Source organism: Antrihabitans cavernicola, assembly GCF_008297975.1.
Taxonomy (GTDB): Bacteria; Actinomycetota; Actinomycetes; order Mycobacteriales; family Mycobacteriaceae; genus Antrihabitans; species Antrihabitans cavernicola.
The window spans coordinates 260,265-274,413 of record NZ_VLNY01000003.1 but is presented as its reverse complement, the minus strand read 5'-3'; the positions used below and the strand labels follow the sequence as shown (position 1 = coordinate 274,413).

Sequence of the window (14,149 nt, the reverse complement as noted above, 5' to 3'; positions counted from 1 at the left end):
CGTCGGGTTGTAAGGTGTCAATATGCCGTTCACTCATGACACCGAGTTGGCGATGCTGGCTGCCGTCGCACTCGTCAATTCCGGCGAGGACCCGGACACCATGACGACGACCGACCAGCTCGCGGCGTTCCTCGTCGAGCATTCCTATACCGGCCGCATGGACGGCGATGCCGCCGAGCTCGCCTCCGTCCGCGCATTGCGACCGGCGCTGCGGGAACTTCTCACCAGCGACCGTGACGACGCTGTGGCGCTCGTCAACCGGATGCTCGCCGAGACGAAGGCCAACCCTCAATTGGTTCGCCACGGCACCACCGACTGGCACCTACACGCCGTCGAGGACGACCGCGCACTGGCCACCCGCATCGCAGTCGAGACCGCGATGGCGATGATCGACGTGATCCGTTCGGACGAGATGAGCCGCCTCGGCCTGTGCGACGACCCAACCTGTGACGCTCTGGTACTCGACCTGTCGCGCAACCGATCCCGCCGCTTCTGCAGCACGGCCTGCGGCAACCGCGCAGCCGTCGCGGCCTACCGAGCGCGCAAATCGGGGTGAGCCGAGTCCGATTGCGTCGCATAGGCTTCTGACCCATGCATTGCGCTGCCCTCTGGTTCGGCTTTCTCGGTGCGTGGCTCCTGGTGGCCGGGCCGATCTATCAAGCGTCGATCGAACTGCAGTCGGAGGATGTCGAACTCGATCGCATCCGTGCCGCGACCGCCGATATTCCGTCGCCGCCACGAGTCTCGATCTGGTGGTGGCTGCTGCCGCCGGTTCGGATGTTGCTCACGCGCCGCCGACGCAAGCGGCATCAGCGCGACATCGTCGACCGAATGTCCGACGAAGACCTGTTCGCGTTCACCAGCCTTCGCAACAAGTCGCTCGGCTGGATGCTCGTCGCCCTCGGCGGATTCCTGATCGCCGCGAAAGAGACCTACGAACTGGCCGAAGGGCTCGAGTGGCCCATGTGGGTGGTGCCCGTGCTGGTCGTCGTGATGTTCGCGTTCGCGGTCTCGTTGACCATCGCGCAGAACAGACGTGATCACGAGATGACCGAACGTCGCCGAATCCGTTGAACCGCTCACGCGCCGCTCGCCCAACCCGGATCTCGACCCGTCACGGCGACGATTCGATCGATCGACGACGCATCCGCGCCCACCTCGATCGGATTGCTCCACAACTCGGGTAGCGGCGGCTCCGTGAGCAGACTCGCAACATGATCGTGGCAAGCCTGCAGCATCGGCTCAGGTAGATCGAACTGCTGACCTGTTGCGACGGCGAGATCCCAGCCGTGCACCACCATCTCGGTCAGCGCAATCTTGCCCCAGACGTCGTTCGGCAGATCCAATCCTGGTCCGGCAGCCGTACTCCCCTCCCACGCTGACGAATCTGTCCATGCTTCACCCAAATCCTGAACATGACCGACCACGCGGTCGTGCCAACCCGCTCCCCATTCGATGTCGGGCTCCTCGCCATCTGCCTTACGCGCCATGATCGCGAAGCCGACAGCCCCCTGATCGACGTGCTCGATCAGATCGCGGACCGAATATTCCGCGCACGGCGTCGGCAATTCCAACTTCTCGTCGTCGATTCCAGCGATCAGGTCGCTCATCTGTCGGCAAGCGGGCCGAAGATCGATCATCTGCAACTCCTCGTTCGTGTCCATACCTGATGAGACCGTTGCGAGTTCGCGAACTCATCGGTGCTGGAACGTTCGGACCCGAGGGCCCCACGAACTCGCCTGCCTGAAAGTATGGCCGGGACTACGACACTTCTTCGCGATACAGGCAGGGCTGAGCCGACATTGGGCGAACTACCGGACATCGAATCATCGGATGTCGTCGCTGAGGCGGAGCGGCTACTACTCCCCCTGAAGGATCGATTTCTTGCGGGTGCACGGCTGGAGTTGGCCCATCCGCACGCTCCGTTACCCGGCGCGAACGACTGGTCTGCGACACCGTGCGCCGCGCATCCGCGACCGGTCGTTCTGGTCCACGGCACGGGCGGCGGTATGACCGACAACTGGTTGGCGTACGGCCCGCTGCTCTACAACGAGGGCTACACCGTCTACTCCCTGACCTACGGCAACTACGCCGCGCCCTGGCCGTTCGGTGCGGTCGGCGGGCTGCGATCTATTCGCGAGCACGGCGCACCCGAGGTCGCCGCGTTCACCGAGCGAGTCCTCGACGCGACCGGCGCCGATCAGGTCGACTACGTAACCCACTCGCAAGGCTCGGTGGTCGCCGGCTGGGTCGCCAAGAAGCTGCTTCCCGGCACAGTCGGCTCCATCGCGTCCCTCGCGCCGCTCTGGGACGGCACCGGCCCGGCCAATCTCACCAAGCTGATACCGCCCGCGCTGCAGGCGCTGCTCGACGAACGATCACCGCTCGGCGCCGCCGGCGAGCTGATCCACGGCTCCAAGCTGCTGCGTGAACTCTGGTCCGACGGCACGCCGTACGCATCCGGCGTGCAGTACACCAACATCGTCACCCGCTACGACGAGATCGTCATGCCGTACACATCCGGAATCGTCGACGGCGAGAACGCCACCAACATCGTCGTACAGGACGGTTGCCCGAAGGACCGCTCCGACCATCTCGCGCTCGCCGGGTCGAGGCGAGCAGCCGACTTCGTGCTCAACGCCCTTGACCCCGACAATCCGCGCGCCGCTCGGTGCGAATCGATCGTCCCGATACACGGCCGAATCAGAGAACGCAGCCCCCGCTCCTGGGCTTGATCGGGGATCGCCTAATGGGGGGATGGCCTAGTCGGGGATGTAGTCGAACTCATCAGGATTTGGACCGGTGCGCCCCGACTCACCCTTGTCGAGGCCGGCGATCGTTTCCATGTCCGCATCGCTGAGATCGAAATCGAACAGCTCGAAATTGGACTGCACGCGTGCGGCGGTCACGGACTTCGGGAACACGATGTCGCCGCGCTGGATGTGCCATCGCAGCACCACCTGGGCGGGCGACTTGCCGAGGGTCTCGGCGATGATGCCGATCTCGTGATCGTCGAGCACCTTGCCTTGCGCGATCGGCGACCACGCTTCCGTCGCGATTCCGTGGTCCCAGCCGTATCTGCGAACCTCGTCGTTGACGAAGTACGGGTGGATCTCGACCTGGTTCACCGCGGGGACCGTGCCGGATTCCTGCGCCAGCCGGTCGAGGTGTGCAGGTTGGAAATTCGATACGCCGATGCTGCGAGCCCGACCGTCCGCGGCGAACTCCTCCAGCACGTTCCAGGTGGAGACGAAGTCGCCGTCGTAGCGCGTGGGCAGCGGCCAGTGAATGAGAAACAGGTCGACATGGTCGGTACCGAGCGCGGCCAGCGTGTCGTCGAATGCGTGCCGTGCATCGTCGGGCCGATGGAAACCGTTGTTGAGCTTGCTGGTGATGAAGACGTCCGCGCGGTCGATCCCGGAGTCGCGGATGCCTGCACCGACCTGCTTCTCGTTGCCGTACATCTGGGCGGTGTCGATATGCCGGTAACCGATGTCGAGAGCGGTCTTCACGGCGGCGGACGTGTTCTCCGGCTCGATCTGGAAAACGCCGAAACCCAACTGCGGGATCTTGTTGCCATCGTTGAGTTCGACGAGCGGAACAGTGTTGTCGTTCGATGTCATGGCTATCGGGTGCCCGGGCACTTCACGGTGCAAACCCTCGGAGTCACCTCGGAGTCAGGGCCCGACCGAGGCCATGCCCACCCCCCTGCGGTGAGCACGACCTCGGTCGTGGCGTGAGCCAAGAATGTCGACGCACCCTCGGCGTCGGCAACGGCACCGGACGATATCCGCCGAAACAGCGCAGCTCAGGGCGCTACAGTGGGTTGTCCGGACCGGACGCCCTCGGGGAAACAAGGGAGAATCTTCAGTGGTCGACCCCTCGAGGGACGCAAAAGGCGTTTTCGCGGAGCAGTTCCGTCAGCTCTACACGGCTGCGGGCGAACCGCCGTTGCGTCGCATTGCGGATGCCGCCGCAGCACGATCGGCGAGTACCGGTAGCCGTCGCGGGTCGACACCGTCGGCGCAACGCATCAGTGATTGGAAGGCCGGAACGAACGTTCCCGCCTCGTTCGAGCCGCTGCTTCCCGTCCTGCTCGAACTGATCGATCGCACCAAGGCACGCGACGACACCGTCGACACCCGACTGCTCGAACCGCATCGCTGGAAGCGGATCTGGGAGTCGGCGAGCAACGGCGCCGCTGCCGTGGCCGACGAGGTTCCGGCTGTCTGCCCCTACCTCGGATTGGCGGCATACGGACCCGACCAGGCCGACTGGTTCTTCGGTCGCACCCGGGCAACCCAATCGTTGGTCGATCTGGCGAAACAGTCGTCCGTCGACGGCGGAATCGCCTTGCTGATCGGTGCGTCGGGTGCGGGCAAGTCGTCCTTGTTGGCGGCCGGCCTGATCCCCGCTCTGGCCCGCGCCGACTCGTCCATTCCAGGGTCCGCGACGTGGCCGGTGGTATCGATCACGCCGGGCACCACCCCCCTTGCGACGCTGGCCGCCGCGATCCCCACGCTGCAGATCGACTCGAACGACGTCGATGCCGACGCGGTGCGCGCGCAGGTCCGATCGTGGGGCAAGCAGCAACAGGTGCTGATAGTCGTCGATCAGGGCGAGGAACTGTTCACCGCCTGCCCGGACGATGCCGAGCGGGACGCTTTCCTCGCCGTCCTGGCCGCCGCGAGTGAGAACCACGGTGACGGGCCACCCGCGGTGGTCGTCGTCGGTATTCGCGCCGACTTCTATGCCCGCTGCCTCGAATATCCAGAACTCGAAGACGCGTTGCAACGGCGCTCACTCGCCCTGGGGCCGATGCGCATCGCGGAACTGCGCGACGCGATCGCGATGCCCGCGAAAGCGGTCGGGCTGAAGCTGGAGCGCGGTCTGGAAGATCTGATCATCGCCGACTTGTGCGGCATCGGTGGCGGGCAACGACGTCGTGCCGTCTATCACCCCGGCGCGCTGCCGCTGCTCTCCCACGTCCTCGCAGGCACCTGGCAGCATCGACGGGGCAACAAACTCACCATCGCCGGCTACTACGCGGCCGACGGGGTCGCCGGCTCGCTGTCCGCGACCGCCGACCATGTGTGGGCCGACCTCGACAAGCCCGCCCGCCAGGCAGCGCGGCACATCCTGCTGGGCCTGGTGCAGATCGGCGAGGACAGTCGAGACAGCAGGCGCACGCGCAATCGCAACGACCTGGTCGGCCATCACAACGACGATCCCGAAGCCGCCGAGCGCGCGTTGGAGGCGCTCACCAAGTCACGGCTGGTGACCGTCGACGCGGACAGCGTCACGTTGGCGCACGAGGTGATCATCGACGCGTGGCCGCCGCTACGATCCTGGATCGACGAGGACCGTGCAGGCAATCTGCTCCGCCAGCGCCTGGAGAAGGATGCCGACGACTGGAACACGCACAGCCGCGATCGCGACCTTCTCTACACCGGAACGCGGCTCGTCAGCGCCAAAGAGTGGGCCGACGAACGCAGCCCCAACGCGTTGCGACAGGTCGTCGACGAGTTCCTCGCCGAATCGATGCAGCAACGCCGCGCCCGGGAGCGCCGCCGCCGCAATCTGGTCGGCGCAGTTGCCGCCTTCGCGCTGATCGCCTTCGTCGCGGCCGTTGTTGCCGCCATCGCCGCCGTGGCGGCCGATCGCGAAGGCCATGCGGCGGAATCGAGTCGCGACGACGCAGTGTTCCGGAATGTCCTGACGGACTCGGACAAGCTGCAGACCGAAGATCCGTCACTGTCCGCGCAACTCGACCTGGTCGCGCACAACCTTCGACCCGACGACGATGCGGTCGAATCTCGCATCCTCGCGAGCCAGGATCTGGCGTTGGCGACACCGATGCCGGGCCACAAAGGCTCGGTCTACACCGTTGCCTACAGCCCGAACGGGAAGGTGCTGGCGTCGGCCAGCGACGACAAGACCGTTCGGCTGTGGGACGTATCCGATCGTGCACATCCGAAGCAGCTGGGCCAGCCGCTGACCGGGCACACCAGCTTTCTCACGTCGGCGGCCTTCAGCCCGGACGGCAAGGTCCTTGCCAGTGCCAGCGGCGACCACACGATTCGACTGTGGGACGTGTCCGACCCGGCCCACGCAAAACCGTTGGGGCAGCCGCTGACCCGCGGCGCCGGAACGGTGTACGTGGTCGCGTTCAGCCCGGACGGCCGAACCTTGGCGGCACCCAACGACGATCACAGCGTCGCACTGTGGAACGTGTCCGACCCGACCAGGCCGACACTGCTCGGCAAACCACTCGTCGGCCAGCAGGCGCCGGTCCGAACCCTCGCTTTCAGCCCCGACGGCCGCAGTCTCGCAACCGGCAGCGACGACACGACGGTGCAGCTGTGGAACATGACCGATCTGGCGAATCCCGTCCCGTGGGGCCCACCGCTGACCGGTTTCACCCGCGCGGCCCACTCGGTGGCGTTCAGCCCGGACAGTTCGAAGCTCGCGGCGGGTAGCGACGACACGACGGCCCAACTGTGGAACGTCAGCGATCCGGCTCATCCGGTGGTGCTCGGTCGGCCCCTCGCCGCGCACAGCGCCGCATTGTGGACAGTCGCCTTCAGCCCCGACGGCCACATCTTGGCTACCGGAAGCTGGGACGGCACGACCAAGCTGTGGAATCTGTCCGATCCGGCAACCCCGACCCTCGAGGGTCCGGCGCTGGCAGGTGGTGGCGGTGCGGTGATCTCCGTGGCGTTCAGCCCGGACGGACAGACACTCGCGGCCGGCAGCCAAGAGGGTGTGGTCCGGTTGTGGTCGCTGTCCACGACCGTAAAGGCCGGCCACTCCGATCAGGTGAAAGGGCTGGGCCTCAGCGCCGACGGGTCGGTGATGGCGACCGCATCGGTCGACGGGACGATGCAATTGTGGGACTCGAGCGATCCGACCGGACCCAAACGCTTGGGCAGGTACGTCCTCGACGGCAGGCATCAGGTCGACGGATTGGCGATCAGCCCGGACGCACGCACCGTGGTGGTCGGCGGTGGCGCCGACGGCAAGGCGTTCCTGCTCGACACCACCGATCGGCGCAACGTCAAACCGATCACCATGCTGCAGTTGGCAACCCGCTACGCCTACCCGTTCGCCTTCAGCCCCGACGGCTCCGTTCTCGTGACCGGCAACGACGACAACTCGATTCAGTTGTGGGACGTGCGCGATCGGACCAAGCCGATTCGAATCGGTGCGCCGATCGATGCCGATTCCGGCTTCATCAACGACGCGCAGTTCAGTCCCGACGGCAAGATCCTGGCGACCGCCGGATCGGACGACACCGTGAAGCTCTGGGATGTTTCCGACCGTGCTCGGGTGCGGCAACTGGGCCACGAACTCGACGGACACACCAAGGCCGTCAACAGCATCGCGTTCAGTCCGGATCAACGAACGTTGGCGAGCACCGGCGACGACCTGACCATCCGACTGTGGGACATCACCGACCCGGCCAACGGCACAGCTATCGGCAAACCGATAGTGGCGCACCGTAGTTCGATCCATTCGGTCGCGTTCAGCCCTGACGGCAGGACCATCGCCTCCGGCAGCGACGACACCACTGTGCGATTGTGGGACGTGTCGGACCGCAGCAATCCGTCGGCCATCGGCACGTCGATCACCCCACCCGGAACGCAGCGCTGGCTCGTCCAGTTCAATCCTGCGGGCGGCTCGCTGGCGGGGGTCGGCGAAGGTGGCGCAGTTCGATTGTGGGATCTCGATGTTGCGCACTCGATCCATCGGATCTGTGCCACCACCGCGACCATGATGACTCCCGAGTTGTGGACCGAGCATCTGCCGCAACTGCCCTACAAACCACCGTGCGCCTAGAACAGCGCTACTGCATTCGCTCTCCGAGCTGACGCAGTTCCGCACGAAGCGCGACGATCTCGGCGGTCAGCGCGTCGACGTGTTCGCGGGTCGCCAACTGTGATTGCGCGTCGTCGGCGGCGACTCGTTGCGCCAACCAGGAGGCAAGGGTGGCGGTCACTACACCGAGCAACGCGATGCCCGCAATCATCAGCCCGACGGCGATCACCCTGCCGGTGGTGGTGACCGGCGAATAGTCGCCGTAGCCGACGGTGGTGACTGTTGCTGCGGCCCACCACAATGCGTCGGGAAAGCGGGTGATGGTGGCGCTCGGATCGACCCGCTCGGCCTCCAGCACTGCCAGCGCGGCGACGAACACCAGCAACGCGGAACCACCGCACGCGTACGCGACCACGCGGCCCCGGAGGGCACCGCCGACCGACCGCTGGAACGCACTGATCAACGTGACCAGCCGCAGCAGCCGCAATGGACGCAACATCGGTAGCGCAACGATCACGAACTCGTGCAGGTTGTACAGAAACCAACGCAGGCGATTCTCGGCGCGATAGAGGCGAACCACGTAGTCGAGCGCGAAGCACAGCCAGGTCAGCCACAGGATCGCGTCGGTCACCGTGCGCGCCGACCCATGCGGTTGCGCCAGAACGGAATACGCGTAGGCGATCAGGAACGCGACGGCGGCGCCTGTCAGCGGCCAGTCGGCGTGGTGCGCCCATTCGGGCAGCAGTGGTCTACTGCGCTTCGATGCCACGCCAGGCTCGCTCGAAGGGGAGCCGCCAGGCGTTGGGAGCGACGAGTTGGTGGATTGCATTGGGACCCCACGATCCTGGTTCGTAACTCTTGACCGGCGGCGGGTCGGCCAGCAACGGCGCCGACACCTCCCACAAACGCTCGATGCCCTCCGAGGTGGTGAACAGCGTGTGATCGCCGTGCATGGCGTCGAGTATCAACCGCTCGTACGCCTCGAGTACATCCTTTGCCGTGTCCGTCTCGTACAACCCGAACTGCAGACTCAACTTGTCCAGACGCATACCTGGTCCAGGGCGCTTGCCGTAGAACGACAGTGAAACCTTCGACGCGTCCGCAAGATCGAACGTCAGGTGGTCGGGGCCTTCGGCACCGACGCCCGATTCCTCGGCGAACATGCTCTTCGGCGGCTGCCGAAACGCGATCGAGATGATGCGTTGGCCCTCCGCAAGACATTTCCCGGTGCGCAGGTAGAACGGCACCCCCGCCCAACGCCAGTTGTCGATGTCGCACCGCAACGCGACGAACGTCTCGGTCTCCGACTCGGTCGACACACCCGGTTCGTTGCGGTAGCCGCGGTACTGCCCGCGCACGACGTTCGCGGGGTCGATCGGCAGCATCGACCGGAACACCTTGTTCTTCGCCTCGCTGATCGCCGCCGGAGTCAAGTCGGTCGGCGGCTCCATCGCCGTGAACGCCAGGATCTGGAACAGATGGGTGACCACCATATCTCTGAAAGCGCCTGTCGATTCATAAAATTCGGCTCGACCCTGCACACTCAGCAGCTCGGGAACGTCGATCTGGACGTGATCGATGAACGTCCTGTTCCAGATCGGCTCGAACAATCCGTTGGCGAATCGCATCGCGAGGACGTTGAGCGCGGGTTCCTTGCCGAGAAAATGGTCGATGCGGAAGATCTGATCTTCGGCGAACGTCTCGCGGATCGTCGCGTTGAGCGCGGTCGCGCTGGCCAGGTCGGTACCGAACGGCTTTTCCATGATGATTCGGGAATGCGCAACCAGATCAGCCTCGGCGAGCGTACGCACCACTGCGACAGCGGCTTTCGGCGGAACGCTGAGGTAGTGCAGCAGCTCGACGTCGTCGCCGAGTTCGGCCTGTTGTTCGCGAACCGCAGCAGCGAGGGCAGCCGCACCGGCGCTCTGCGGGACGTAGTGCAACCGCTTCTCGAATTCCGCCCAACCACCGGGGTCGATCACCCTGGTCGAGAATTCGTCGCACGCCGCACGTGCCAGCGCGGCGAATCCGGAGTCGCCGAGATCGTCGAGTGACGTTCCGACGATCCGACATTCGGGTGCCAGCTTGGACGCGGTGATATGAAACAGGCCCGGCAACAGCTTTCGTCGTGCCAGATCGCCGGTGGCTCCGAAGAGAACGATCACGTGCGGACGACTCGTCGCGGGTTCGGTCACGACATGATCGTCGCAAACCTGCGGGCATTCGCAACCGCAACGCGCGGACGCCCGAAATGCGCACTTCATCAGCGGCAACAAGTTGACTGTGCAACCACTTTCGGGAAGCCAGCAAACTCCTGGACCAGCATTTCATCAGGCTCGCAACTCTGTGGATAACGGTTTTCCGATGAATCGCGTGGTCTACTAACAGAATGAACACCGTCGCCGTCGACGTGAGCCGCGCTGGTCTCTGGGATGCCGAGGCACTCAGCGACGTTGCAGCCGCAACGTTTCCATTGGCCTGCCCGCCCGGCTCGTCGGCCGAGGACATCGAAGCCTTCGTCGACGAGGTGCTCTCGTTCGAGCGGTTCGGCGAGTACCTCTCCGATCCCAGCCGCACGGTCTTGAAGGCGACCAACGTCGACCGGATAGTCGGCTACGCGATGCTGCTGGAGGGCGAGCCGGCCGATCCCGACGTCGCCGCCGTGCTGACGGTGCGGCCGATCCTCGAGATCAGCAAGATGTACGTACTCCCCGGCCAGCACGGAACCGGCGTGTCGACCGCCCTCATGGATGCGTCGGTCGCCTACGCGCGCGACAACGACTACCCGGGGGTGTGGCTCGGCGTCAACCAGCACAATGCGCGAGCGCAGCGGTTCTACGAGAAGAGCGGCTTCGAGAAGGTCGGTACCAAGACGTTTCAGGTGGGTTCACAGATCCATCACGACTTCGTGATGCAGAAACACCTTTAGGAGCTCGGGACCTCGAAGCGGGACAGCGCCAGCAGTCTCGACGTCGCACGCAGATATTTCTTGCGGTAGCCACCGTCGAGCATCTCTTGGGTGAAGATCTCGTCGAGCTTCGCTCCGGACACCGTCACCGAGATGCTCGCGTCGTACAACCGGTCGGCGAACACTACGAAACGCAACGCCACCGCCTGATCCTTCACCGCATGCACGTTCTCGATGAACACGGACGCGACGCCGTCCAGCAACTTGCCGTAGCGCGACGGGTGCAGAGTGCTCAAGTGCTCGCACAGCGCGTCGAAGTTGTCGAGCGTGGCACCGGGAACGGCGGCGGCGCGGGCTTCCAGTTCGGTATCGGAAATCGGCTCCGGCGCCGGCGGTAGATCGCGGTGCCGGTAGTCGGGACCGTCGACGCGGATCGACTCGAAGATCGAACCGAGCTTCTTGATCTCCCGCATGAAGTCCTGTGCCGCGAAGCGGCCCTCCCCCAGCTGGCCGGGCAGGGTGTTCGATGTCGCAGCGATCGACACACCGCGATCGGACAGCTCCGTCAACAGTCGCGACACCAGCATGGTGTCGCCCGGGTCGTCGAGCTCGAATTCGTCGATACACAGGATGCTGTTCGCCGAGAACTCCTCCACGGCCTTGTTGAAGCCGAGCGCGCCGACCACGTGAGTCAGTTCGACGAAGGTGCCGAACGACTTCGGCTCGGCCACCCGGTGATAGATCGACGCGAGCAGGTGGGTCTTGCCGACACCGAATCCGCCGTCCAGATACAGACCCGCGCCGATCGACGGCGTGCGCTTGCCGAACAGGCCGCGCTTGCCCTGGCGAATCTTGCCGACCTTCTCGGCGAACGCCTCCGCCTTACGGACGGCTTCGGCCTGACTCGGCTCGTTGGGATCGGGGATGTAGGACGCGAAGCTGACATCGTCGAACATGGGCGGCGGAACCATTTGTGCGACCAGTTGGTCAGCCGGAACCACCGGACTGCGATCGACGAGACGTGCGGGCATGCGCGCAACCCTAACGACGTGGTCTTATCGGATCTGTGCAGCATATCGATAATGCGACCTACCTCACAGATCAGGCGGACATCGGCCACACCGACCTGCTGGGCCTCTATGCGTATCCCGCCGACCTCGCGGCCCCGTGGATTCGGGTGAACTTCGTATCGAGCATCGACGGCGCGGTATCTGTCGACGGCGCATCGGGCGGACTCGGAACACCTTCGGACAAAAAGGTTTTCGGCGTACTGAGGGAGCTGGCCGACGTCGTTCTGGTCGGCGCGGGCACCGTGCGCGCCGAGAACTACGGTGGAGTGCGCGTCGACGATGCGACGAGACGGCGACGCCTCGTCGCAGGTCGGGCGGCCGTTCCTCCGGTCGCCGTGGTGTCTGCGAGCGCGTCCATCGATGCGTCGTCGCGGTTGTTCACCGACACCGAGGTGCCGCCGTTGATTCTCACCACTTCCGGTGCGCAGGCCCAGCGCAAAGACCGACTCACCGCAGCCGGTGCCCGAGTGCTGGAACTGGGCACCGATTCGGTTCCGACCGATGCATTGCTCGGCGCGCTCGCCGCCGAGGGACTCGCCCGGGTTCTGTGCGAAGGCGGTCCGGGCATCTTCGGTCAACTCATCGACGACGACGCGGTCGACGAGCTGTGCCTGACCACGTCGCCGGTGCTCGTCGGCGGCTCGAGCAGCAGAATCGCACACTCCGCGCGCGGCCTACGCAACGCGATGACGCGAGGCCACATGCTGATCGACGGCGACGGCACCGTGCTGACCCGATGGGTGCGCGCTCGGCAGCGCTGACGAACCTGGCAGGCTGTGCAGCATGCGCTGGACACGGTTGGCGGCCGCCATCTCGATAGTTGTCGCGGTCTGCTCCGCGTGCGGTGCCGGTCCATCCGAACGACCGGGGGTTGCGGTCGAGCAGCAAAGTCCGGGTAGCGGGTCTGCGGGAACCACCACACCCAACGCTGCGGACAAATTGCCCGCCCTCGCGAAGCCGAAGGGCGATCTGGCGTGGCGTGACTGCACGCGAACGACTTTGGACTCGCTCGGACTCGGTGCAGGCCCCAACGGCCTGATCCTGGAATGCGCCGACTTTCCTGCGCCCGTCGATTCGTCCGGGGCCATCTACGGCACCTTCAACGTCGGCGCTCTCCGCGCCCGTCTCCCCCAGACGCCCCTCGATGCGGCGCCGTTGGTGTTGACGTCGGGCTCGGATCGTTCGTCCACCGCGACCCTGGCGGGACTCGCCGCCGCACCCGCCGGCGGCCTGCTCGCCGCTCGCCCGATAGTCGCCGTCGACAGGCGCGGCATCGGCACGTCGACACCGATCGACTGCATTCCGGCCGATACGCGCCGCGCGTTGGCCGACAACGCCGAGTTCACGATGGAGTATCCCGATGCCGTCACCGCCCTCGCCGCGTTCAGCGAGAAGGCGACGATTGCCTGCAAAGACTTTCTGCAGCCGCAGGAGCTGGCGTTCGATGCACCCCACGCCGCCGACGACCTCGAGCAGCTGCGCTTGGTCTGGCAGGTCGACAGCCTGGGCATCATCGGCACCGGCAACGGCACCAACGTCGCCCTCGCCTACGCGGCGAAGTACCCGACCCACGTCGGCCGCCTGATCATGGATTCCCCACCGGGGGTCAACATGGACGCCACGACGATCACCGAGCAACGGGTGCAGGGTGCGGAGGCCGCCGTCGCGGCATTCTCAGCCCGCTGCGTCGGCCTGAAATGTTCGCTCGGCCCGGATCCGCACGGGGCGATCATCGATCTGATCAAGCGCGCCGGGAACGGCGGACTGGGGCCGATCTCGTCGAATGCGCTGCTGACGGCCCTGTACGGCTTCCTCGGCTCGCCGCGCGCCGATCAGCAGAACCAGCTGCGGGCCTTGTCGGATGCATTGTCGTCGGCGGGTACGGGTGACACAGCAGCCCTTTCGGCGTTGATCGCATCGCAGGAGGCCGCGATCGGGAGCGACGGACAGTTCATAGCTCGGTGCAGCGACGGTCAGCAGTGGCCCGCGCAGCAGCGCGTCCGTGAGTTGCAGGAGAAGTGGGATCGGCTCTATCCGGTCTTCGGCAAGCAGGCCGCAACCAGCATGCTCGCCTGCACCGCGTGGCCCGTCGCACCCTCACCCGCAGGAGTGACGAACCTGAAGATTCCGGTATTGGCGCTCAGTGGCGCGGCAGATCCCGTTGCGGGCAATGCGGGGCTCGGTTCGGCGACAGGTGCGGTGTCGGGGGCCGGTGGTCGCCCGTCGACGGTCAATTGGCAGGGCTGGGGCCATCCGACGCTCGCGCATTCCGGCTGCGCCCAGGCAGCGGCCGTTGCGTATGCCGACACCGGCAAGCTGCCGCCGAACGGAACGGTGTGTCCTGCGTGAAGTG

The 14,149-nt window shown here is 65.5% G+C and carries 12 protein-coding genes; 7 read left to right on the top strand and 5 right to left on the bottom strand.

The annotated features are described in order from the left end of the window. The first annotated feature begins 22 nt into the window (after positions 1–22). Positions 23–556 (top strand): CGNR zinc finger domain-containing protein, encoded by a 534-nt coding sequence (locus tag FOY51_RS08510; protein WP_149429783.1) that lies wholly within the window; start codon positions 23–25, stop codon positions 554–556. 35 nt (positions 557–591) lie between these two features. Further along, entirely contained in the window at positions 592–1,074 is a 483-nt protein-coding gene (locus FOY51_RS08505; RefSeq protein WP_149429782.1) for a hypothetical protein, read from the top strand. 5 nt (positions 1,075–1,079) lie between these two features. On the opposite strand, the gene FOY51_RS08500 is transcribed toward FOY51_RS08505, so the two are convergent. Further along, entirely contained in the window at positions 1,080–1,640 is a 561-nt protein-coding gene (locus tag FOY51_RS08500; protein WP_149429781.1) for a TIGR03086 family metal-binding protein, read from the bottom strand. A 111-nt stretch (positions 1,641–1,751) separates the two neighbouring features. On the opposite strand from FOY51_RS08500, the gene FOY51_RS08495 reads away from it, so the two are divergent. Then, positions 1,752–2,735 carry an esterase/lipase family protein gene (locus FOY51_RS08495; RefSeq protein ID WP_149429780.1) on the top strand — a complete coding sequence of 328 codons (984 nt, stop codon included), beginning with the start codon at positions 1,752–1,754 and terminating at the stop codon, positions 2,733–2,735. A 27-nt stretch (positions 2,736–2,762) separates the two neighbouring features. Here the strand turns inward: FOY51_RS08495 and FOY51_RS08490 are convergent, their stop codons facing one another. Continuing rightward, a complete protein-coding gene (locus FOY51_RS08490; RefSeq protein WP_149429779.1) occupies positions 2,763–3,623 on the bottom strand; it encodes an aldo/keto reductase in 861 nt (286 codons plus the stop codon). Positions 3,624–3,870: 247 nt separating this feature from the next. Here FOY51_RS08490 and FOY51_RS08485 point away from each other — a divergent pair, with 247 nt between their 5' ends. Next, positions 3,871–7,839, top strand: coding sequence for an NACHT and WD repeat domain-containing protein (locus FOY51_RS08485; RefSeq protein WP_214633080.1), 3,969 nt, complete (start codon positions 3,871–3,873; stop codon positions 7,837–7,839). A gap of 7 nt (positions 7,840–7,846) precedes the next feature. Here FOY51_RS08485 and FOY51_RS08480 read toward each other — a convergent pair whose 3' ends face one another. Together FOY51_RS08480 and zwf are read right to left on the bottom strand one after the other, a co-directional pair. Further along, a complete protein-coding gene (locus FOY51_RS08480) occupies positions 7,847–8,587 on the bottom strand; it encodes a potassium channel family protein (RefSeq protein ID WP_235916200.1) in 741 nt (246 codons plus the stop codon). Further along, positions 8,568–10,013 carry a glucose-6-phosphate dehydrogenase gene (gene zwf / locus FOY51_RS08475; RefSeq protein ID WP_235916199.1) on the bottom strand — a complete coding sequence of 482 codons (1,446 nt, stop codon included), beginning with the start codon at positions 10,011–10,013 and terminating at the stop codon, positions 8,568–8,570. The genes FOY51_RS08480 and zwf overlap by 20 nt, the downstream gene beginning before the upstream one ends. Before the next feature lie 194 nt (positions 10,014–10,207). Between zwf and FOY51_RS08470 the strand changes: the two genes are divergently transcribed. Next, the gene (locus FOY51_RS08470; RefSeq protein WP_149429776.1) at positions 10,208–10,747 is read left to right on the top strand and encodes a GNAT family N-acetyltransferase; all 540 of its coding nucleotides are present in this window, start codon (positions 10,208–10,210) and stop codon (positions 10,745–10,747) included. On the opposite strand, the gene zapE is transcribed toward FOY51_RS08470, so the two are convergent. Continuing rightward, positions 10,744–11,757: a cell division protein ZapE gene (gene zapE / locus FOY51_RS08465; RefSeq protein ID WP_149429775.1), complete on the bottom strand. Its 1,014-nt coding sequence runs from the start codon at positions 11,755–11,757 to the stop codon at positions 10,744–10,746. The genes FOY51_RS08470 and zapE overlap by 4 nt on opposite strands. 35 nt (positions 11,758–11,792) lie before the next feature. Here zapE and FOY51_RS08460 point away from each other — a divergent pair, with 35 nt between their 5' ends. Beyond that, entirely contained in the window at positions 11,793–12,557 is a 765-nt protein-coding gene (locus FOY51_RS08460; protein ID WP_149429774.1) for a pyrimidine reductase family protein, read from the top strand. Positions 12,558–12,579: 22 nt separating this feature from the next. Next, positions 12,580–14,145, top strand: a complete 1,566-nt coding sequence (locus tag FOY51_RS08455; RefSeq protein WP_149429773.1) for an alpha/beta hydrolase — start codon at positions 12,580–12,582, stop codon at positions 14,143–14,145. Positions 14,146–14,149: the final 4 nt, after the last annotated feature.

Coding starts and splice junctions, on each gene's coding strand:
- FOY51_RS08505 (WP_149429782.1), top strand. CDS start 592: ATGCATTGCGCTGCCCTCTGGTTCGGCTTTCTCGGTGCGTGGCTCCTG.
- zapE (WP_149429775.1), bottom strand. CDS start 11,757: ATGCCCGCACGTCTCGTCGATCGCAGTCCGGTGGTTCCGGCTGACCAA.
- FOY51_RS08510 (WP_149429783.1), top strand. CDS start 23: ATGCCGTTCACTCATGACACCGAGTTGGCGATGCTGGCTGCCGTCGCA.
- FOY51_RS08500 (WP_149429781.1), bottom strand. CDS start 1,640: ATGATCGATCTTCGGCCCGCTTGCCGACAGATGAGCGACCTGATCGCT.
- FOY51_RS08470 (WP_149429776.1), top strand. CDS start 10,208: ATGAACACCGTCGCCGTCGACGTGAGCCGCGCTGGTCTCTGGGATGCC.
- FOY51_RS08455 (WP_149429773.1), top strand. CDS start 12,580: ATGCGCTGGACACGGTTGGCGGCCGCCATCTCGATAGTTGTCGCGGTC.
- FOY51_RS08495 (WP_149429780.1), top strand. CDS start 1,752: ATGGCCGGGACTACGACACTTCTTCGCGATACAGGCAGGGCTGAGCCG.
- FOY51_RS08490 (WP_149429779.1), bottom strand. CDS start 3,623: ATGACATCGAACGACAACACTGTTCCGCTCGTCGAACTCAACGATGGC.